Raw genomic sequence first — 22497 nt, 5'->3', positions numbered from 1 at the left:
TTCTACTTTTTTAAAATATAGTTTTTATACAATTTATTTTCATCACTGAATATTTTACTTATTCGCATTCCTGCTTTATCAGCGAGCCATGATACAACTTGGTCATCGTATTTCTGAGATATTTCTGTATGAATAGATTCCCATGCCTCAAAACTGACCGTAAGATCTATCTCATTTATATAGACGGTCTGTTTTTCCTTCGCGACCAGATAACTTTTAGCAGTCCCAGTTTCAGGATCATATACTTCCCAATGTATAAATTTGTCCAGATCAAAATTCGCATCCAGTTCTTTATTTATTCTGACAAGCAAATTTTTATTAAATCGTTCCGTTATACCTGAGGCATCGTTATAGGCATCTAAAATGGTTTTTGGATGCTTTTTTTGATCAAATCCAATAAAAAAAAGATCATCTTCACCCATTAATTGCTGTATGCTCATCAGGAATTCCACCGCCTGGGGATGTAATAAATTGCCGATATTTGAACCTAAAAACATAATGACCTTCCTTTTATGCTGCAAGCTGCACAACTGTTCCAGGGTTTCAAAATAAGTTCCCTGCAAAGCTTTCACATTTACAGTTGGAAGTTCATTTTTAATGGAACTCTCAAGTTGATTTAACGCATTTTGACTGATGTCTATCGGGATGTATTGGAACGGTATCTCCCGAACGGCGAGATGTTTTAATAGGATTTTTGTTTTCTTCCCATCTCCTGCACCAAGTTCAATAAGATCAAATTCTTTTGACCCTTTAAAAAATTCATTGCATATTTCATCCTTATACAAATCAAGTATTCGATACTCACAATTTGTTAAGTAATATTCTGGCATAGCCATAATTTCCTGAAATAGCTTATCTCCCCTGGCATCATAGAAATATTTTGATGATAAATGCTTGGGGAAATCACTCAGGCCTTTATATACGTCCTTGTGAAATTGAGACGTGGCATTCAAAGTTGTTTTTTGTTGCATGTTGCTTTTGTCGGAATTACTTGGCTAACCTTAATCCGGTATATTGCCATCTTAAATGTGGTTGAAAAAAGTTGCGGTAAGTAGATCGGGTGTGATTGGATGGGGTAGCAATAGAGCCACCTCTCAGTACTTTCTGATTTACCATAAATTTGCCATTATATTCGCCCAATGCACCATCCGCTTTTCGATAACCTGGGTATGGTAAGTAAGCACTTTCGGTCCATTCCCATCGGGTTCCCCAGTTAAAAGATCTATTAGCAACTTCCCATTCAAATTCTGTTGGTAACCTGCAGGCCTTCCATTGGGCAAAAGCAAAAGCCTCGAAATAGGAAAGATGTGAAATGGGTGCTTCAGGATTAATTTTTTGCAGTCCTTGTAAAGTGTAGTTGTACCATTCTCCGTCAATATTGTGCCAATACAGAGGAGAAGAAATCTGATTTTTACACAACCAGTCCCACCCTTCAGCATGCCATAATTCAAATGAGTTATATCCTCCTCCTATTATGAATTGTAAATATTCCGTATTGGTTACCAGTTTGTTTGAGATTTCATAATCTTGTAAATACACTTTATGTCTGCCTAATTCATTGTCAAAACAAAAAGTATCAAGGGCATGTCCTATTTCATAAATCCCAGCCTCAATCGGAATCCAGTCCTGATTGTAATTTTCTGTTTTATGCTCGTTTATTTCATCCGTGTATAGAGGTAAAAGAGGATTATTGCCTAAAATGTATTTGATATCTGTTAATAGAAGCTCCTGATGCTGTTTCTCGTGATGTATGCCAATTTCCAAAAGTTGCAGCAGATTCTCATCTGTATTATTTGTTAACAGCACTTCGATAGCATTCGTGACGTATTTTCTGTAAGCATATACTTTTTGAACCGATGGTCTGGAAAGATTGCCACGATCGGCCCTGATCACTCTTTTACCCACAGTTTCATAATAGCTGTTGAATACAAATGAAAAGTCTTCATCGAAAACCTTATAACCCTGGGAATAGGGTTTTAGAAGAAACTCTTCAAAAAACCAGGTAGTGTGTCCAAGATGCCATTTAGGCGGTGAAACATCTTCCACCGGTTGAACCACATAATCCTCAATTTCCAGGGGAGCACAAATAGTTTCACTTTCTTTCCGGGTAATTATAAAGGAGTCCAGGCAGGTCTCAGTTAGGAGCATGTTGCAATTTTTCCCTTAAATATAGGAAATTCTACATTTAGATAAAAGACTTTCTAATTATACGGCAACAGTCCCTTTTATGTGAGGATAAGGGTCATAATACAATAAACTAAAATCTTCAAATTTAAAATCAAAGATATTTTTGACTTCCGGATTAAGCACCATCTTTGGCAATGATCTGGGTTCTCTGCTTAGTTGAAGTTCAATTTGTTCCAGGTGATTAGTATATATGTGTGCATCACCAAAAGTATGGATAAACTCTCCCGGGGCATAACCGCATACCTGAGCCATCATCATTGTGAATAGCGCATAGGAGGCAATATTAAATGGTACACCTAAAAAAATGTCTGCACTTCGCTGATATAACTGACAAGATAGTTTTCCATCTGAAACATAGAACTGGAAAAAAGCATGACAAGGCGGAAGAGCCGCTTTACCATTTGCTACATTTTCTGAAAAAGATTTCGAAGTATCGGGTAAGACGCTTGGGTTCCATGCAGATACAAGCATCCTGCGGCTATCCGGATTTTCTTTTAAGCCTTTAATGACCAATGAAATCTGGTCTATGTGCTCCCCGTTCCAATTGCGCCATTGGTGCCCATAAACAGGTCCTAATTCCCCATCTTCATCTGCCCATTCGTTCCAGATGCGTACCCCATTTTCCTGCAGATACTTTATATTGGTATCTCCTTTTAAAAACCAAAGTAACTCATATATAATAGATTTTAAATGCAATTTTTTTGTGGTAACCATAGGGAATCCCTTACTGAGATCAAATCGCATTTGATATCCAAAGACACTGTACGTCCCGGTTCCGGTCCTGTCAGATTTTTGCGCACCATTTTCGAGAACATGTTTTAGTAGATCGTGGTATTGTTTCATAACAAAATAAACTTTCAGAAACGAAATTAGTGAAAGATAGATATGATTAGTTTTCTAATTTTAAAAACTTATTAACCAAAGTGTCTATCCAAGAATCATACCGGCAATTGTCGCCGAAAGTAAAGAAGCGAGGGTTCCGCCTAATACTGCACGCATTCCAAATTCGGAAAGCGTAGTTCTCTGGCCCGGGGCTAATGAACCTATGCCTCCAATTTGAATTCCGATTGAAGCAAAATTAGCAAAACCACATAACATGTATGTGCCCATAATAATAGATTTATTAAAAGCAAAATGTGTAGGGTTTAGGACGTTTTTTAATTCTGCTAATTGTATGTAGCCAACAAATTCACTGGCAGCCAGTTTTATACCCAGCAATTGACCCATCAGCATAATATCCTGGGTATTTACCCCAATGAGCCACATTAAAGGAGCAAAGACCGCCCCTAAAATGGCTTCCAGTGAAAAAGAATCGTATACCGTGTGGGCAGCAATCCATTCATTAAGCGTGGTAATGTCCCCAAACCAGCCCAATATTCCATTGATCATGGCAATAAATGCTATAAAAACTAACAACATAGCCCCAACATTTACGGCCAGCTTTAGTCCTTCTGTAGTTCCGTTTGCGATTGCATCAAGCAGATTGGAACCTATCTTTTCATTAGATATGTGAATCTCCTGGTTAACAGCTTCTGTTTGTGGATACAATATTTTAGATATAACAATTGCACCTGGGGCCGCCATTACGGAGGCCGCCAATAAATGTCGCGCGAATTCTAACCGAAGCATTTCATCAGTACCACCAAGAAACCCGATATATGCCGCCAATACTCCACCTGCAACAGTAGCCATTCCTCCTATCATGACCAATAGAATTTCCGAGCGGTTCATTTTCTCTAAATATGCTTTAATCAGCAGAGGCGCTTCTGTCTGCCCAAGGAAGATATTACCTGCAATAGATAGACTTTCAGCGCCTGAAATACCTAGTGTTTTTGTGAGCAACCAAGCCAGGGCCCTGACAATCTTTTGGATAATTCCCAAATAAAATAACACCGAAGTAAGTGCAGAAAAGAATATGATGGTTGGTAAAATTTGGAATGCAAAAACGTAGCCAATATTAGGATTGTCTACATTTAATAAGTTCCCCAGTAAAAATTCACTTCCCGCAAGGGTATAATCAAGAATATTTACAAAAAATTGACCTGCAGCCCTAAAAATACCCTGAATCAGAGGAACTTTTAAAATGCCTATGGCAAGAAGGAGTTGAATACTAATACCTATAGCAACCGTTTTCCAATTAATCATTTTTCGATTTGCGCTGAAAATATAGGATATCAGAATAAGGATAAACATTCCTAAAACACCTCTCCCAAATGAGTCCAACGAAAATCCCTGGTTAGGGATAATTACTTCCATTGATTCGTTTGAAATGTCATCCAAAGTAGTGGTGTCAATTGCAGTTGCAAGGGAATCAGGTGCAAGAGCTGTCTGTGCTAGCAAAGGGAATGAAATACATAATAGAATTAAAAGAATCCAAAACCTAAGGTTCATAAATGAGCTGCTAGATTATCAATTGCGTTTGGAAATTTCGTCCCTCAGTTTTGCAGCTTTTTCATAATCTTCGCTGGCAACGGCCTTGTCTAATTCTTTGTTTAGCTCTTCCAGGCTTAATTCTTTATATGGAGCAGTTGAACCCGGATCTATTTCCACAGTTTCACCTTCCTGAAGGATTTCATCAACTACAATGCTATCATCGCCCTCTTCCTTGTCTTTATCTTTCGATGAAAACTTAAGGAAAATTCCAGCTTTGTCCAAAATGGTCTTATAGGTAAAAATGGGTGCGCTAAAACGAAGTGCAAGAGCAATCGCGTCGCTGGTTCTGGCGTCTATTATTTCTTCAATTTTATCACGCTCGCATATAATACTCGAGTAAAAGACACCATCAACCAACTTATGAATTATAACTTGTTTGACTACTATATCAAACCGATCCGCAAAATTTTTGAATAGATCATGAGTTAAGGGCCTTGGTGGTTTTATTTCTTTTTCTAAAGCGATGGCAATGGACTGTGCTTCGAATGCCCCGATTACAATAGGTAATTTTCTATCGCCATCCACTTCATTAAGAATAAGTGCATAAGCCCCATTTTGAGTTTGGCTATAGGAAATCCCTTTTATTTTCAACCTGACTAAGCTCATAACTATATGTTAACCACCGGGGGCTGCTTAAATAAGCGTTGTCCAAATATTTTAACAGCCTTTTAAGGGCACAAATTAACAAAAATTAAGCGTTTTGGGCCTTAAATTCCTTTAATTTTTCAATGAGTTCAGGTACTACTTCGAAGGCATCACCCACCACGCCATAATCCGCAGCCTTAAAAAATGGTGCCTCAGGATCGGTATTGATCACAACTTTAACTTTAGATGCGTTGATTCCCGCCAGATGCTGTATGGCACCCGATATTCCGATAGCTATATAAAGATTACTGGCAACAGGTTTTCCCGTTTGTCCAACATGTTCACTATGAGAACGCCATCCCATGTCTGAAACAGGTTTAGAACAAGCCGTAGCCGCACCAAGTATATCTGCTAATTCTTCGATCATGCCCCAATTTTCAGGTCCTTTTAATCCCCTTCCTCCAGATACAACGATATCGGCATCAGCAATAGTGGCCTTGCCAACAACTTTGTCAATATTATCAGATTTTACCGCAAACTCAGACTCATTTAAACTAGGATCAAAGTCTTCCACTACCGGGCTTAACTTGTTTTCAAATACCCCATAGGCATTGTTAGATACCCCAATGATGCTTATATCCGTCTTGAACTGGGTATGCGCAAAACCTTTGTTACTGAATGCAGTTCTTTTGACGACAATAGGATTGATACTCAGGGGTGGAGCAACAACATTGGGGCAGTATCCTGCACCCAATACCCCTGCCATTACAGAAGCCATATATTTAGAATCTGTACTGGAGCTTACTACCACAGCCTTAGCTCCTTCCTTTTCAGCTGCCTGAGCAACAGTTGTCGCAAAGGCTTTTGCATTAAACACAGCTAATTTATCATTGGTAACTTTCAATATTTTTGATACCCCATAATTTCCAATTTCCTCTGAATTAGTAGCATTGATAGTTATTGCTGTCACCGATGTATTTAATTGTTCGGCTAACTTGTGGGCATAAGAAGCGGCCTCAAAGGCATTTTTTTTGAATTTTCCGTTATCGGATTCTGTATAAACTAGTACTGACATAATTTACTTTTAAATATTACTTATAAATCCAGATGAATTTTAAAATCTAAGTTTGTAGTTATATAACCTTTGCTTCATTGTGCAGGAGATCAATCAATTGGTTAATATCATCTGCATTTACCAATTTAACAGCCCCTTTAACCGCGGGTTTTTCAAATTCAATATCACCCGTACCATGAATAGCTTCAATCGGTTCGAGAACGCTTAGTTTCTTTTGCCTTGCCATCATAATACCTCGCATATTTGGTATACGTAAGTCGCTTTCCTCAACAAGACCCTTTTGACCTCCAATTATTAGGGGAAGCGATGTTGAAATCTTTTCCTTACCACCATCAATTTCCCGAACCGCAGTAGCAGTATTTCCATCAATTTCCAGGTCTATACAGGTATTTACAAAGTTATAATTAAGCATAGCAGCTATCATACCGGGAACCATACCGCCATTGTAATCTATAGATTCTCTACCGGCTATTATAAGATCATATGAACCATTTTTAATAACCTCAGCAAGTTGATGCGCTACAAACAGACCGTCTGTAGGTTCTGCATTAACCCTCATCGCCTCATCTGCACCAATAGCCAGGGCTTTCCTAATTGTGGGCTCAACTTCAGGGCCACCCACCGTGGCTACATGGATAGTAGCACCTTGTTTTTCTTTGAACCACATGGCTCTGGTTAAACCGAATTCATCATTTGGATTAATCACAAATTGTACACCGTGGGTGTCAAAACTGGTATTGTCCTCAGTAAAGTTGATTTTGGAAGTAGTATCCGGTACATTGCTGATACAAACTAATATCTTCATATTTATTTGACGTTTATGGATTCTAAAAGAGGGTGCTAAGATAACCATTAATTTTCAAATTTACTATGCATGCATAGTAAATTTTGTATCTTTTTTTAATTCTATGGAAGGGCTATTTGGTAGATATTTTCCTATTTTTGTTGGCATTTTAAAATGAAATATTTAAACAAGGGATCAGAATCAGATGAAAACCATACAATTTAGGGAAGCAATTGCCGAGGCAATGACAGAAGAAATGCGAAGAGATGAATCCATTTATTTGATGGGTGAGGAGGTTGCGGAATATAATGGAGCCTATAAGGCATCTAAGGGAATGTTGGATGAATTTGGTCCGGATCGTGTTTTGGATACACCAATTTCTGAATTGGGTTTTGCCGGAATAGGTGTTGGATCTGCAATGAACGGCAATAGGCCTATTATAGAATTCATGACTTTTAACTTTGCCCTCGTGGGGATAGATCAGATTATAAATAATGCTGCAAAAATCAGGCAGATGTCGGGAGGGCAATTTAATTGTCCGATTGTCTTTCGTGGACCAACTGGTTCAGCGGGTCAATTAGCGGCAACACATTCACAAGCATTTGAAAGTTGGTTTGCCAACTGTCCAGGCTTGAAAGTTGTTGTGCCATCGAATCCAAATGACGCCAAAGGACTGTTGAAGGCTTCTATTCGCGATGATGACCCTGTTATCTTTATGGAGTCTGAACAAATGTATGGTGATAAAGGTGAGGTTCCTGAAGGTGAGTATACTATACCTCTTGGAGTAGCTGAAATAAAAAGGGAGGGCAAAGATGTTACAATCGTTTCTTTTGGAAAAATTATTAAAGAGGCTTATAAAGCGGCCGACGAATTAGAGAAAGAAGACATCAGCTGTGAAATTATTGATCTTCGCACAGTAAAACCAATGGATCGTGAAGCCATATTGAAATCTATAAAGAAAACAAACAGATTAGTTGTTCTTGAAGAGGCATGGCCATTTGGAAATGTGGCAACGGAGATAACGTATTTGGTTCAATCAGAGGCATTTGATTATCTGGATGCCCCGGTTGTGAAAATAAATACTGCAGATACACCTGCACCTTATTCTCCTGTATTACTGGAAGAATGGCTGCCTAACCATAAGGATGTAATCAAGGCTGTTAAAAAGGTGTTATATAAATAAATAAAGTTATTTTGTAAAGGAATCTTAGCTTCGTCGACAAAGTGCGTACGGAGCTTTTTTATAAAAGGAATTCTATTCGAAGTCAATCTACCCTAAACCTTTAAAGCTAATTTTGCGTTTTCGACTATTTTGGATCGAGAATTGCAATGTACCATACTAATGAAAAGATTCCTTTTATTCATTATTGTTCTATGTCCCTTATTTATCTGGTCTCAGACCAAAGCAGGTGGCATTGTCGTGGATGAGGATGGACAACCAGTAGCCTTTGCGAATGTCGTATATAAAGGCTCTACTGAGGGTGCTATAACCAATGAGGACGGCTTATTCTATTTGGAATCTGCAAAAAATTATAGTTCACTTCTCGTATCTTTTATTGGCTATCAAACTGTAGAATTAGAACTTCCCAAACGGGTAAATTATAATCTCAAAGTTATATTGTTGCAGGGAGAACGGCTGGATGAAGTAGTGGTATATGTTGGAAAACAATCTAAGAAGAACAATCCGGCGATAGATATCCTGAAGAAAATATGGGCAAAGAAGAAGATTAATGGACTTCGGATGTTTGATCAATATCAGTATGATAAATATGAAAAGATCGAATTTGACCTTAATTCCATTGATAGTGCCATGATGAAAAGCAAGCTTTTCAAAGGAATGGAATTTGTATTTAAGGATCTTGATACATCAAGAATTACCGGGAAAACATATCTGCCAATTTTTTTAAATGAAACCTCAAGCAAAGTCTATGGAGATAACATTCTTTCTCAGAACAAGGAAGATGTCTTAGGAAATAAAAATTCCGGATTTAGCAATAATCAGGCAATAATAGGATTCGTAAAGGATCTTTATTCAGAATATGATATATACGATAAGTATTTAAAGTTTTTTGACAAGAGTTTTCCCAGTCCCGTTTCTGAGGCGGGTATTGACGCTTATAATTATGTGCTTTCTGATAGTGCATTTATAGAGAATAAATGGTGTTACCACATTATTTATTACCCCAGGCGCAAAAATGAACTCACGTTTAAAGGTGATTTTTGGGTAAATGATTCAACTTTTGCCGTAAAGAAAATAAACCTGGAGGTTACAAAAAGTGCCAATATAAACTGGGTGAAGGAAATCTATATCGAACAGGAATTTGAAGTAGTCAATGATTCCGTATTTTTATTAAAAAGAGACTATATGCTTAGCGATTTCAGCCTCTTTAAAAAAGAGGAATCGAAGGGTGTATATGGAAAAAGAACTACGGTTTATGGGAATTATAAATTTGATATAGTTAAACCCAAAAAATTCTATAAAAACAAAACAGACCCCTTTAATCCGATAACCTTTGAAAGGGATAGCGTATTCTGGGAAAATAACAGGTTGGAATCTCTCAATAAAGACGAGCAGGGCATATATGCGCTTTTGGATACCTTAAAAACAGTCCCCCGTTTTAATACTGCTTATAACATTGTAAGTATTCTAGGCTCTGGCTACGTTGAGATTGATAGATGGAATATAGACCTGGGTAGCATTTACAGTGGTTTTGGATATAACGAGGCAGAGGGAATTAGGTTAAGAGGCGGTGCCCGAACCTATTTTGGGCAAAATGATCCCTGGCGTCTTGAAGGCTACCTCGCATACGGCTTTAAAGATGAAAAATTCAAGCATGGCTTCTCCGGTAAATGGCTGATAGATAAAAAAACCAGGCTTATATTATCCGGTGGTAACCGAAGAGATATAGAACAATTGGGAATTAACCTTACACAAACCACTGATGTTCTTGGCAGGAGTGTAGCTTCTTCAGCAATTTTTACGGTGGGGGCTAATGACAGACTTACCAACATAAACCTGACCACATTCAACGTAGATATTGAACCGGTTACTAATTTAAGAATTCGATTCGGAAGTTCATATCGTACCCTGAGTTCAGCGCTACCCGATGCATTTAGCCTTGATTATCTTGATCCCTCATCTCCAACAGGAATATCTTCCGAGATTCAACAGTTTGAATTAAACACCATATTATTATATACCCCCGGTAAACGAACGATTGGTAATGGTGTGGAACGCAGAAATGTAAATGATAACTACAGCACTCTTTTACTGAATTACACGAAGGGGCTAAAAGGTTTTTTTCAAAGTGATTTTGAGTTTGAAAAAATTCAATTTTCATACACCCAACCTTGGCAAATAGGTGGTTTTGGAAGGCTGCTTAGTACTGTTGAAGTAGGTAAAACCTTTGGTGCTGTTCCACTTGGCCTGCTGAGTGTAATACCGGGAAACCAAACCTTGTGGACCATTTATAATACATTCCCGAATCTGAATTTTTATGAATTTGTAACAGATACCTATGCTACTGTTCATCTGGAACACAATTTTAATGGGCGGATTTTTTCAAGGATTCCCCTAATACGAAATTGGAATTTAAGAGAAATAGTAGGTTTAAGGGGGGCGTGGGGTACTTTGTCCGACGATAATATTTTGCTCAGCAGCCCGACAAACATTCCGTTAATGGCTCCTTCTGATAAGATTTATTGGGAATACTCCTTTGGTATTGGGAATATCTTCAAGATTTTTAGAATTGATTTTAACTTCAGGGGTAATTATCTGGAAAATCCGGGTGCTCGCTCTTTTAGTGTTAAAGGAACTTTTGGTTTTAGTTTTTAAATCCTTGAGGGAACGTATTTAAGCTTTTTTATTCTAATCTGTTTTACTACTTTTGCACCCGTTTTAAATTGTAAATAACTAACTAGTATGGAATTAATAGTACAAATTTTACCAGCCTTTGGTGTTTTAGCACTTCTTTTTGTTTATGTCAAGAATGTATGGGTTTCAAAACAGGACGATGGCGATCCGAAGATGAAACGGATTGCTAAAAACATTGCCGATGGAGCAATGTCTTTTTTAAAGGCAGAGTACAAAATCTTATCCATTTTTGTGATAGCAGTTGCTATCCTTTTATATTTTAAGGGTAATTCTGAAGAAGGTTCCAACGGAATGGTCGCATTATCTTTTATAGTGGGTGCAATTTGCTCTGCACTAGCTGGTTTTATTGGAATGCGCGTAGCTACCAAAGCCAATGTTCGAACAACACAAGCCGCCAGAAAATCCTTAGGGAAAGCACTCGAAGTGGCCTTTGCAGGTGGTTCGGTTATGGGACTGGGGGTAGTTGGTTTAGGCGTTCTTGGATTGAGCGGGTTATTTATGATTTACCAGATGATTTGGCCGGGATCGGAAAATATTCCAATGGTATTAAACGTACTTTCCGGATTTTCATTAGGAGCGTCATCCATCGCGTTATTTGCTCGTGTTGGTGGCGGTATTTATACGAAAGCCGCTGATGTTGGAGCAGATTTGGTAGGTAAGGTTGAAGCTGGGATTCCGGAAGATCACCCTTTAAATCCGGCTACGATTGCGGATAATGTTGGAGACAATGTAGGAGATGTTGCAGGTATGGGCGCGGATTTATTTGAATCCTTTGTCGGTTCCATTATTGGAACAATGGTTCTTGGAGCTTTTATTTTCACTCCTGAATTTGGAGGATTAGGCGCAGTGTATTTACCATTGGTATTAGCCGCTGTTGGGATTGTAATGTCTATTATAGGTACATTCTTTGTTAAAGTAAAAGAAGGCGGAAGCCCTCACAAAGCATTGAATTTAGGAGAATTCGGCTCAGGTGCATTAATGATTGTTGCTTCCTATTTTATAATTACTGGAATGCTGCCGGAAAGTATTGAAGGTCTGCCATTTGGAGCAATGGGTGTATTTTTTGCTACACTTTCCGGTTTAATAGCAGGTTTTGGTGTTGGAAAAATAACAGAGTACTATACGGGTACCGGTACAAAGCCGGTAAAATCAATCGTTAAACAGTCCAATACAGGGGCTGCCACTAATATCATTGCAGGTTTAGGAGTGGGAATGATGTCTACGGCAGTGCCTATACTATTAATTGCCGGTGCAATCTTGGTTTCTCATCATTTTGCAGGATTATACGGAATTGCCATTGCGGCAGTTGGTATGTTAGCCAACACAGGTATTCAATTGGCGGTAGATGCATATGGACCTATTTCTGACAATGCCGGAGGTATTGCTGAAATGGCAGAATTGCCCAAAGAGGTTCGTGAGCGCACAGATGAATTGGATGCAGTAGGAAATACTACCGCAGCTATAGGAAAAGGCTTTGCTATTGCTTCAGCTGCGTTGACGGCATTGGCCTTGTTTTCAGCCTTTATGAAAGTCGCCAATGTTACTGCGATAGACGTTTCCAGACCGGATATCATGGCCGGATTATTGGTAGGTGGGATGCTTCCTTTTGTGTTCTCTGCGCTTTCAATGAATGCAGTGGGCCGCGCGGCTATGGCGATGATAGAAGAAGTACGCAGACAGTTCAGGGATATTCCTCAATTGCATGCGGCATTAGAAGTGATGCGCAAGTATGATTCGGATATGTCTAAGGCCAGTGCTGAGGATAGAAAAATATTTGATGCTGCAGACGGAGTTGCTGAATATGATAAATGTGTTGACATATCAACCAAAGCTTCCATTAAGGAAATGGTATTCCCGGGATTATTGGCAATAGCAGTTCCAGTAGCAGTTGGATTTATTGGCGGTGCTGAAATGCTTGGAGGTCTTTTGGCCGGTGTAACTACTTGTGGGGTTCTAATGGCTATTTTCCAATCTAATGCAGGAGGCGCATGGGATAACGCCAAGAAAATGATTGAAGCCGATGGCGGTAAAGGATCTGATGCACACAAGGCAGCTGTTGTTGGTGATACGGTTGGAGATCCATTTAAGGATACCTCGGGACCTTCATTGAATATTCTTTTAAAGCTCATGTCTGTTGTAGCTTTGGTTATTGCACCAAGTATTGCAATTTCCTCAGATAGTCTAACTGCTTATAACCAGGAGAATGCAAACTTCGAAGTTAAAAAAGAAGTTCGCGTAGAGATGAAGAATAGTGATTCTGGCCTTGTAAAGGCAGTTGTTACAATAACTACTTCGGAAAATGGGACTGAAAATACCAAGGAGCTTGTTTTTGAAGGCAGCGAAGATGAGGTAAAGGCACAGATAGAAGCCTTAAATAATGATAATGATAACGCCAAAATTCAAATAGAAAAGGTGATAAAGGAAGTTAGCGAGGAATAAGGAACTACCTTGGTAGGATATCAAAAAAAAGACCCCCATGTGCACATGGGGGTCTTTTTTTGGGTTATAAGTATCATTATTTCTCAAACAATCCGTGTATTTCCGCATCTATCTTATTAATTACTTCGCCAAGATGTTCAGGATTATCTACAAAATCTAATTCATCCACATCAATTATCAACAAGTTACCTTTCTCATAACCGTGAGCCCAGGCTTCATAACGCTCATTCAACCGACTTAAATAATCTATGGAAATAGAATTTTCGTAATCCCGTCCTCGTTTATGAATTTGGTTCACCAGATTTGGAATTGAACTCCTAAGATAAATCAGCAGATCAGGAGGCTCCACAAGACTTTCCATAAGCTCAAAAAGGCTGGAATAGTTACCAAAATCCCTGTTTGTCATCAAGCCCATTGCATGTAAATTAGGTGCAAAAATGTGGGCATCTTCGTAGATTGTCCTGTCCTGGATAATATTAATTCCGGATTCCCTGATCTTTAAAATTTGTCGATACCTGCTGTTTAAAAAGTAAATCTGCAGGTTAAAACTCCAACGCTCCATTTGGTTGTAGAAATCATCTAAATATGGATTGTCTACTACGTCCTCAAAATGTGCCTCCCACCTGTAATGTTTAGCTAAAAGGCGGGTGAGGGTAGTTTTTCCGGCTCCTATATTTCCAGCAACGGCAATATGCATATAGTGTTTGAATTTATGGTTGGTGTCTTAATTTTAAGAGAAACACAATATACAAAGTATCTTCTGGAAGAGAAAAAATAGTTGTTGAAATACCAGAGATAATTATATTTTATCAAAGTTTTTATTTCAATGTCATTTGTGTATTTTTGTCAACACTAAATAAGAGGAGGGATTTGACTGATTGCAACCTCTTATACAGAACCCAGCTTCTGATCGGATAAAAACATTTTTTTAAGATCATTCAGGTTCAGTAAAAGAAAAAATGCTAAAGCAGTTTCTACAGATTAATCTGAGTTGTAAACTTCTTTTTCGGCATTCGTCAAATCAATTTAATTTTTTTAAAACATATTTATTTATGGCCTATTTGTTTACCTCAGAATCTGTCAGTGAAGGACATCCGGACAAGATAGCCGATCAGATTAGCGATGCGTTACTGGATAATTTTTTAGCATTTGACCCGGAAAGTAAAGTAGCCTGTGAAACCATGGTAACTACCGGTCAGGTTATTTTGGCAGGAGAAGTTAAAAGTCATACTTATGTAGATCTTCAGCAAATAGCCCGTGATGTTATTAATAAGATTGGTTATACAAAAGGGGAGTATCAGTTTAGTGGTGATTCATGTGGGGTGATTTCTTTAATACATGAGCAATCTAAGGAAATAAACCAGGGAGTAGACCGGGGAAAGAAAGAAGATCAGGGAGCAGGCGACCAGGGCATGATGTTTGGTTATGCAACCAGTGAAAGTGAAAATTTCATGCCTATGGCCCTGGATATTTCACATCGAATACTTCGGGAATTATCATTAATGAGAAGAGAAAATAAAGATATTCCCTATTTGAGGCCGGATGCCAAATCACAGGTTACAATATCGTACACAGATGATAATGTACCTGATAGGATTGATACTATTGTAATATCAACACAGCATGATGAATTTGATAAAGATGATGCCAAAATGTTGTCTAAAATCAAAGAAGATCTTATTGGTATTTTAATGCCCAGGGTGATAGCTAAGTTACCGAAGAACACCCGGGCCTTGTTTAATGATAAGATTATCTATCATATAAACCCTACGGGTAAATTTGTCATTGGAGGTCCCCATGGAGATACCGGATTAACCGGAAGAAAGATTATTGTTGATACCTATGGAGGCAAAGGTGCGCATGGAGGTGGCGCATTCAGCGGTAAAGATCCCAGTAAGGTAGACCGCAGCGCGGCATATGCTGCCAGGCATGCGGCAAAAAACCTGGTTGCAGCCGGAGTTTCGGAAGAGATATTGGTTCAGGTAAGTTATGCTATTGGCGTTGTTGAACCCACTTCTATTTTTGTGGATACCTATGGAACTTCAAAAATTGCTTTGACTGATGGTGAAATAGCAGAAAAAGTAGCTGATCTTTTTGATATGAGGCCTTTTGCTATAGAAGATCGCCTGAAACTGAGAAATCCGATATATTTTGAAACAGCTGCATATGGGCATATGGGCAAAGAGCCCAAAAAGGTATCTAAAGTATTTGAATCCCCTTATAATGGGAGGGTTGAAAAAGAGGTGGAGTTATTCACCTGGGAGAAATTGGATATGGTGGATAAGGTCAAATCCGCATTCAATTTGTAATTTTTTGTTCAAATATTAGGAATAACCCTTTTTCCATTCCTATATTTGCTTTTACTAAGTTCAATCACTTGTTGAAAAGTTATCAAGAAAGGTGGAGGGAATAGACCCTATGAAACCTTAGCAACCCTTTGTGTCAAATACGGAGAAGGTGCTAAATTCTATCACATGTATTGTGTGACAGATAACAATATAGAATTACCCCTAGTAATTTATCTTTCTTATTAACATTTTAATCATGCCTGGTTGCCTTTAAGAGCGCCGAGGCTTGGATTGCACTATTATTTTTGACCAAAGAGCGACGAGAAAGTCGCTGAAAGAATTGTATTAAGAACCAGTATTCAATTTGAATACATAGAAACGAACATTATGAGTGAACACAAATTTTCTACCAATGCATTACATGCCGGTCATGACACAACTATAAATGGAGGTACACGTGCAGTCCCGATTTATCAGAGTACAGCCTACGTTTTTAATGATTCTGAACATGCTGCTAATTTATTTTCATTAGCGGAGATTGGGAACATATATACAAGGATAAATAATCCTACCAATGATATTTTGGAACAACGTTTGTCTGCATTGGAGGGAGGTATTGCCTCCGTTGTTACTTCATCCGGAACCGGAGCAATTAATACGGCGCTTTTAGTATTGTTGAAATCAGGAGATCATATAGTAGCTTCAAACAGCCTGTATGGAGGAACGTATAATTTATTAAGTGTTACCCTACCCAGATTAGGAATTACAACAACATTTGTAGACCCTTCAGACCCTTCTAATTTTGGTAATGCAGTAAAAGAGAATACACGTGCGATTTTTGTAGAATCTTTAGGAAATCCAAAACTTGATGTGCTGGACCTCAAGGCAATATCTGCCGAAGCAAAAGCTGCTAAAGTACCTTTTATCGTGGATAATACAGTTGCAACACCGGCTTTGTTAAATCCTATTGAGCATGGAGCAAATATTGTTATTCATTCACTTACCAAATATATAAATGGTAATGGCACAGCCCTGGGCGGGGTAGTAATAGATGCCGGTACTTTTGATTGGGCTAATGGGAAATTTCCGGAATTTACCGAACCTTCACCGGGATATCATGGTTTAGTATATCATGATGCCCTGGGACCGGCGGCATTTATCGCTAAGGTTCGGATCGAAGGCCTGAGGGATCACGGAGCTTGCCTAAGTCCGTTTAATGCTTTTCAAATTATCCAGGGTCTTGAAACTCTAGAGGTACGTATGAAAAAGCATAGTGATAATGCGCTTGAACTAGCCGAATGGCTTGAAGGCCGAAATGAAGTTACCTGGGTGAATTATCCGGGTCTAAAAAGCAGTAAATATTTTGCAGAGGCTGAGGCTTATCTGCCAAAAGGACAAAGTGGATTAATAACATTTGGTGTTAAAGGCGGGTACGATTCGGCAAAGAAAATAGCCGATGGAACACAGATCTTTTCTCTTTTAGCCAATATAGGTGATACAAAATCTCTGATCATACATCCTGCAAGTACAACGCATCAGCAATTAGATGATGCAGAACAGGAAGCTACAGGTGTTACCAAAGATTTAATTCGATTATCTGTTGGTTTGGAAAATTTAGATGATCTAAAGGCCGATCTGGAACAGGCATTTTCAACTATTGATAAATCTGTTCTGGCTTAGAACGCCAAACACCTCTTTTCAAAGCTGAGTTGAATGGTTATGCTGTACTGGTAACTTTTCAACTCGGTTTTAAATTATTTCGTTCACATGAAAGACCAGAATACAAAACTTCAAAGTATAAAAATCCCCTCTTATAAAACCTATAGTGGGGTAGTGCAAGATTTGGAGTTATCCTATCAACTTTTTGGTCAGGAATTGCATTCCGCTCCAATTGTATTGGTTAATCATGCCTTAACCGGAAATTCAAATGTAGCTGGCTATGAAGGATGGTGGGCCACTTTGATAGGTGACGGTAAATGTATTGACACAAATAAGTATACGGTACTGGCATTCAATATTCCGGGTAATGGTTACGATGGATTTGTAATTGATAACTATAAAGATTTTGTTGCTGGTGATGTTGCAAGGATTTTTATTGAAGGTTTGAAAGCGCTTCATATAGAACGGATTTATGCCTTAATAGGCGGTTCTTTAGGTGGTGGAATTGCCTGGGAAATGGCGGCGATGAATCCTTTACTAACAGAACATTTGATTCCTGTTGCAGCCGATTGGAAATCAACAGATTGGCTTATTGCCAATTGTCAGATTCAGGAGCAGTTTCTTGTTAATTCCAAGCAACCGGTACACGATGCCAGAATGCATGCTATGCTGTGTTATAGAACGCCACAGTCTTTTAAAGCACGGTTCCAGAGAAGCACAAATGAAGAACTCCAGGTTTTTAATGTGGAGAGTTGGCTGTCTCATCATGGTAAAAAACTGAATGAGCGATTTGAGCTTTCCGCTTACAAATTGACTAACCAGTTATTAAAGACAATAGATATTACCAGAGAAGGGGAAGATGCATTTGTTAATTTACAAAACAGCCCTACCAATATTCATATTATTGGGGTAGATTCTGATCTTTTTTTTACCGCGAATGAGAACAAGGACACCTTTAAACAATTAGCCCAAGCCAATAGCAATGTAACTTATGGTGAAATACAATCGCTGCACGGACATGATGCATTTCTTATTGAATATGAACAAATGCAGCAGCTACTTAAAGGGATATTTGACAAAAATGGTAAATCCGGAAGAATTAAAATTCTAAAATTTGGCGGAAAGTCACTTGCTAATGGAGAAGGCCTGGGTAGGGTATTAGAAATTATAAAGGAAAAAGTAAAAAATGACGAAAACATTGCCGTGGTTTTGTCAGCGCGTGAAAAAGGGACTGATCAACTCGAAACCATATTAGACAAGGCGGCAAAAGGAATAGACTATAGAGAGGAATTTGGGAGATTTGAACAATATCAAAAGCATACTTTTAAGAATATCAATCTTTCAGAAGAATTCAGTGCATTGGTAAAATTGTTTGAGGGAGTTGCCCTGCTTGGAGACTATAGTGCTAAAATAAAAGACCAGGTTCTGGCATATGGGGAACTTATTTCGGGCAAGTTGATGACAAAGTTGCTAATAGGGGAAGGGATTAATGCAAAATTGCTTGACACCCGCCGGTTGATAAAAACAGATGCGACTTATGGAGATGCAAAAGTTCTGGAAGAGATATCCAGAGAAAATGTACTTCTTGAATTTTCCAAAATAAAGACAGAAGAGGTGCCATTGATCACGGGTTTTATCGCATCAACAGAGACCGATGAAACCACTACGCTTGGGCGGAATGGCAGTAATTATACAGCTTCCCTTATTGCTAATTTTTTGGATGCTGAAGAGCTTCAGAACTACACGCATGTAGATGGTATTTTTACAGCAAATCCCGAATATGTTGCTGAAGCACAGAGGATTGCGCAATTATCATATGGTGAGGCTAATGAACTTGCTAACTTTGGAGCAACTATTTTACACGCAAAGACCATTATTCCGTTAATCGAAAAGAATATTCCACTAAGGATACTCAATACCTTTAACAATGACAACGAGGGGACACTTATCAGTGCGAAGTCCAGCAAGGAAGGAATAAAATCATTATCTGTTATTGAAAACGATGCATTAATTAACCTCGAAGGTAGGGGGTTGCTGGGGAAGGTAGGTATTGATGCGCGAATTTTCAGAACGCTTAGCCAGAATAATATCAGTGTGAGTATCATCTCCCAGGGATCTTCTGAGCGAGGAATAGGATTGGTGGTGAATTCAGAAAAGGCCCTTTTGGCAAAAAGGGCGTTGGAAATGGAGTTTGAAAGCGATTTCCAATCACGTGATATTAATGCGATTACCATTGTAAGTGAAGTTTCCGTTATCTCAATAGTTGGTCAGGATTTAAGCACTTTTCACAAACCGTATAATGCTTTAATTAAGAACCAAATAGTGCCCCTGTTGTTTAATAATACCATAACAGGAAAGAATGTGAGCCTGGTGGTAAAGAAATCTGATCTTCACAAGGCACTTAATGTAATGCATGGTCAAATTTTTGGAATTAGTAAAAAAGTTAACCTTGCAATTTTTGGACATGGAAACGTAGGCGGCACCCTTGTAGATCAGATATTAGTATCGAAAAAAGGAATAGAAGAAAGGAAAGGCATTAATCTAAATATCTTTGCTTTGGCGAATTCAAGAAAATTACTTTTAAACAAAAGTGGTATCTCAGAATCTTGGCGTGAGGATATCCAAGAAAAGGGGATGTCTTATACTATTGAGGATCTCTTTGATTATGCCAGAATGCATCATCTTGAAAATTTAATTACCATTGATAATACGGCAAGTCAGGATTTTGTGGCTAATTATTTTAATTTTATCGAAAATGGATTCGATTTGGTTTCTTCGAATAAAATTGCCAATACGCTGGGGTTTGATTACTATAGCTTGATTAGGGACGAGTTGGCAAAAAAACAGAAACAATACCTATATGAAACCAATGTTGGTGCAGGTTTGCCATTGATAGATACCATTAAACTTTTACACCTGTCTGGCGAAAACATAACGCGAATAAAAGGTGTTTTTTCAGGGTCTCTGAGCTATATATTTAATACTTTTTCGGAAGGGGAATCTTCTTTTTCTGCAATTTTAAATGAAGCCATTAATAATGGATTTACTGAGCCTGATCCCAGGGAAGATTTATGCGGTAATGATGTAGGAAGAAAATTATTGATTTTAGCTCGAGAATTGGATCTTGAAAATGAATTTGATGATATTTCCATCCAAAATCTCATCCCCGAATCGCTTCGTAAAGGCACTGTGTTGGAATTTTTGGATAACCTGGATATCCTGGATGATTTTTTTAATAAAATTAAAGATAATCAGGAGCCCAATCATGTCCTTCGATATGTGGGAGATCTACATGGGGATTTGCAAAAAGAGCGAGGTGAACTAGACGTAAAACTGATATCTGTTCCCAAAGAAAGTGCCTTGGGCCAGGTAAAGGGTTCAGACTCTATTATAGAGATTTATACAGAATCATATGGTGAACATCCTTTGGTTATACAAGGAGCAGGAGCCGGAGCAGCCGTAACGGCACGCGGAGTTTTTGGGGATATTTTGCGTATTGCGGAGAAAGGATAATTACTTTTTAAATAAGACAGCTTATAGTAAGGATGAAGAAAAAAAGATTTGAAACTGAGGCAATACGTACACAAATAGAGCGTACCAGGTTTTTGGAACATTCGAACCCATTATACCTTACTTCCAGTTTTGTTTTTGAAGACAGTGAAGATATGAGGGCATCCTTTGCTGAAGAGAAAGAGCGAAATATTTATTCCAGATATTCTAACCCTAATTCTTCAGAATTCATCGAAAAAGTATGCAAAATGGAAGGTGCAGAAGATGGTTTTGCATTCGCCTCCGGAATGTCTGCCGTTTTTTCAACTTTCGCTGCTTTATTGAGTAGCGGGGATCATATTCTTTCAGCACGCAGTATATTTGGATCAACCCATAGTCTGTTTACTCAGGTTTTCCCTAAATGGAATATAAACCATAGTTATTTCAAAACAACTGAAACGCCTGAACTTGATGCATTAATTACTCCGCACACGAAAATACTATTTGTAGAATCCCCAACAAATCCTGCAGTAGATATCCTGGACCTCGAAGCGCTTGGCCGGTTTTCAAAAAAGCATAATTTGATAATGATTGTTGATAATTGCTTCGCTACACCTTACCTGCAGCAACCTATAAAATTTGGTGCAGATCTCGTTATACATTCTGGCACAAAACTTATGGATGGTCAGGGACGGGTTTTAGCGGGTATTACGGTCGGCAGAGCTGATTTAATAGATCAGATTTATCGATATTCAAGAATCACCGGACCTGCTTTATCTCCATTTAATGCCTGGGTTCTTTCTAAAAGTCTTGAAACTTTGGGAGTTAGAGTAGACAGACACTGTTCAAATGCCTTAAAAGTGGCAGAATTTCTTGAAACTCATAAAAGTGTTAATTGGGTAAAATATCCATTTTTGAAATCCCACCCTCAGTATGAGCTTGCCAGGAAACAAATGGCAGCTGGTGGATGCGTCGTTGCATTCGAAATCAAGGGTGGACTGGATACGGGCAAGAGATTTTTTGACTCTATCGGATTGTTATCTCTATCCGCTAATCTAGGCGATACCAGAAGTATAGTAACACACCCGGCATCCACCACCCATGGCAAATTATCTTCCGAAGAAAGGTCGGAATGTGGCATCACAGATGGGATGGTACGTATTTCGGTTGGATTGGAACACGTAGATGATATTATTGGGGATATCCAACAGGCGCTGGATAATATTTGAGAGATAGAAATCTTCCTATTTTGACTATCTTCGCTTCATGCTTTCTAAAAAGACCAAATATGGCTTAAAGGCTCTTACTTATTTAGCATTACAAAGTAAACGAGAACCTGTGCAGATTTCGGAAATAGCCAGGCACGAGAATATTCCTCAAAAGTTTTTAGAAAGTATTTTACTTACTTTGCGCAAAACAGGATTATTAGGATCGAAGAAGGGAAAAGGAGGGGGTTATTACCTGATAAAAGAACCCAATGAAATTCCTATGACAACAGTTATACGTGTCTTGGAAGGTCCTATTGCCATGGTGCCGTGTGTAAGTCTAAATTTTTATGAAAAGTGCGACGATTGTCCCGATGAAAATAAATGCGCTGTCCACAAGTTAATGCTTCAGGTTCGTGATAGTGCCCTGGAAGTCTACAGAAAAAATACACTTGCTGATCTTATTTCGGAATAACACA

The 22497-nt window shown here is 38.5% G+C and carries 16 protein-coding genes and 1 riboswitch; of the genes, 8 read left to right on the top strand and 8 right to left on the bottom strand.

Annotated features, from left to right (window positions below; translation table 11 throughout):
• Positions 1-2: 2 nt before the first annotated feature.
• From egtD to Q0X77_RS00975, 7 genes are all read right to left on the bottom strand, one after another.
• Complete coding sequence (gene egtD / locus Q0X77_RS01005; protein WP_297791954.1) at positions 3-971, bottom strand: L-histidine N(alpha)-methyltransferase; 969 nt, start codon at positions 969-971, stop codon at positions 3-5.
• A gap of 16 nt (positions 972-987) precedes the next feature.
• Positions 988-2148: an ergothioneine biosynthesis protein EgtB gene (gene egtB, locus Q0X77_RS01000; RefSeq protein ID WP_297791952.1), complete on the bottom strand. Its 1161-nt coding sequence runs from the start codon at positions 2146-2148 to the stop codon at positions 988-990.
• 57 nt (positions 2149-2205) lie between these two features.
• Positions 2206-3030, bottom strand: coding sequence for a thymidylate synthase (locus Q0X77_RS00995; RefSeq protein WP_297791950.1), 825 nt, complete (start codon positions 3028-3030; stop codon positions 2206-2208).
• Between the two features lie 84 nt (positions 3031-3114).
• Positions 3115-4443 carry a nucleoside transporter C-terminal domain-containing protein gene (locus Q0X77_RS00990; protein ID WP_297792014.1) on the bottom strand — a complete coding sequence of 443 codons (1329 nt, stop codon included), beginning with the start codon at positions 4441-4443 and terminating at the stop codon, positions 3115-3117.
• A 153-nt stretch (positions 4444-4596) separates the two neighbouring features.
• The gene (locus tag Q0X77_RS00985) at positions 4597-5226 is read right to left on the bottom strand and encodes a bifunctional nuclease family protein (protein WP_297791948.1); all 630 of its coding nucleotides are present in this window, start codon (positions 5224-5226) and stop codon (positions 4597-4599) included.
• A gap of 85 nt (positions 5227-5311) precedes the next feature.
• Positions 5312-6280 (bottom strand): electron transfer flavoprotein subunit alpha/FixB family protein, encoded by a 969-nt coding sequence (locus Q0X77_RS00980; protein ID WP_297791946.1) that lies wholly within the window; start codon positions 6278-6280, stop codon positions 5312-5314.
• Between the two features lie 58 nt (positions 6281-6338).
• Positions 6339-7085: an electron transfer flavoprotein subunit beta/FixA family protein gene (locus Q0X77_RS00975; RefSeq protein ID WP_297791944.1), complete on the bottom strand. Its 747-nt coding sequence runs from the start codon at positions 7083-7085 to the stop codon at positions 6339-6341.
• Between the two features lie 184 nt (positions 7086-7269).
• Here Q0X77_RS00975 and Q0X77_RS00970 point away from each other — a divergent pair, with 184 nt between their 5' ends.
• From Q0X77_RS00970 to Q0X77_RS00960, 3 genes are all read left to right on the top strand, one after another.
• Complete coding sequence (locus Q0X77_RS00970) at positions 7270-8247, top strand: pyruvate dehydrogenase complex E1 component subunit beta (protein ID WP_297791942.1); 978 nt, start codon at positions 7270-7272, stop codon at positions 8245-8247.
• A gap of 159 nt (positions 8248-8406) precedes the next feature.
• Positions 8407-10899, top strand: coding sequence for a DUF5686 family protein (locus tag Q0X77_RS00965; protein ID WP_297791940.1), 2493 nt, complete (start codon positions 8407-8409; stop codon positions 10897-10899).
• A gap of 87 nt (positions 10900-10986) precedes the next feature.
• On the top strand, positions 10987-13377 hold the full coding sequence (locus tag Q0X77_RS00960) for a sodium-translocating pyrophosphatase (RefSeq protein ID WP_297791938.1): 2391 nt from the start codon (positions 10987-10989) through the stop codon (positions 13375-13377).
• A gap of 76 nt (positions 13378-13453) precedes the next feature.
• On the opposite strand, the gene Q0X77_RS00955 is transcribed toward Q0X77_RS00960, so the two are convergent.
• Positions 13454-14074, bottom strand: a complete 621-nt coding sequence (locus Q0X77_RS00955; RefSeq protein ID WP_297791936.1) for a deoxynucleoside kinase — start codon at positions 14072-14074, stop codon at positions 13454-13456.
• 355 nt (positions 14075-14429) lie between these two features.
• Between Q0X77_RS00955 and metK the strand changes: the two genes are divergently transcribed.
• The 5 genes from metK (at position 14430) to Q0X77_RS00930 (ending at position 22493) form a co-directional block, all read left to right on the top strand.
• Positions 14430-15686 carry a methionine adenosyltransferase gene (metK, locus tag Q0X77_RS00950; protein WP_297791934.1) on the top strand — a complete coding sequence of 419 codons (1257 nt, stop codon included), beginning with the start codon at positions 14430-14432 and terminating at the stop codon, positions 15684-15686.
• Between the two features lie 76 nt (positions 15687-15762).
• Positions 15763-15874, top strand: a riboswitch (SAM riboswitch).
• Between the two features lie 178 nt (positions 15875-16052).
• Positions 16053-17345, top strand: coding sequence for an O-acetylhomoserine aminocarboxypropyltransferase/cysteine synthase family protein (locus tag Q0X77_RS00945; RefSeq protein WP_297791932.1), 1293 nt, complete (start codon positions 16053-16055; stop codon positions 17343-17345).
• A gap of 87 nt (positions 17346-17432) precedes the next feature.
• Positions 17433-20837, top strand: coding sequence for a bifunctional aspartate kinase/homoserine dehydrogenase I (thrA, locus tag Q0X77_RS00940; protein WP_297791930.1), 3405 nt, complete (start codon positions 17433-17435; stop codon positions 20835-20837).
• A gap of 32 nt (positions 20838-20869) precedes the next feature.
• The gene (locus Q0X77_RS00935; protein ID WP_297791928.1) at positions 20870-22042 is read left to right on the top strand and encodes an aminotransferase class I/II-fold pyridoxal phosphate-dependent enzyme; all 1173 of its coding nucleotides are present in this window, start codon (positions 20870-20872) and stop codon (positions 22040-22042) included.
• A 37-nt stretch (positions 22043-22079) separates the two neighbouring features.
• A complete protein-coding gene (locus Q0X77_RS00930; protein ID WP_297791926.1) occupies positions 22080-22493 on the top strand; it encodes an Rrf2 family transcriptional regulator in 414 nt (137 codons plus the stop codon).
• Positions 22494-22497: the final 4 nt, after the last annotated feature.

It is taken from the genome of uncultured Eudoraea sp. (assembly GCF_947258925.1).
In the GTDB taxonomy this organism is placed as follows: Bacteria; Bacteroidota; Bacteroidia; order Flavobacteriales; family Flavobacteriaceae; genus Eudoraea.
This window is presented reverse-complemented; position numbering and strand designations above follow the sequence as displayed.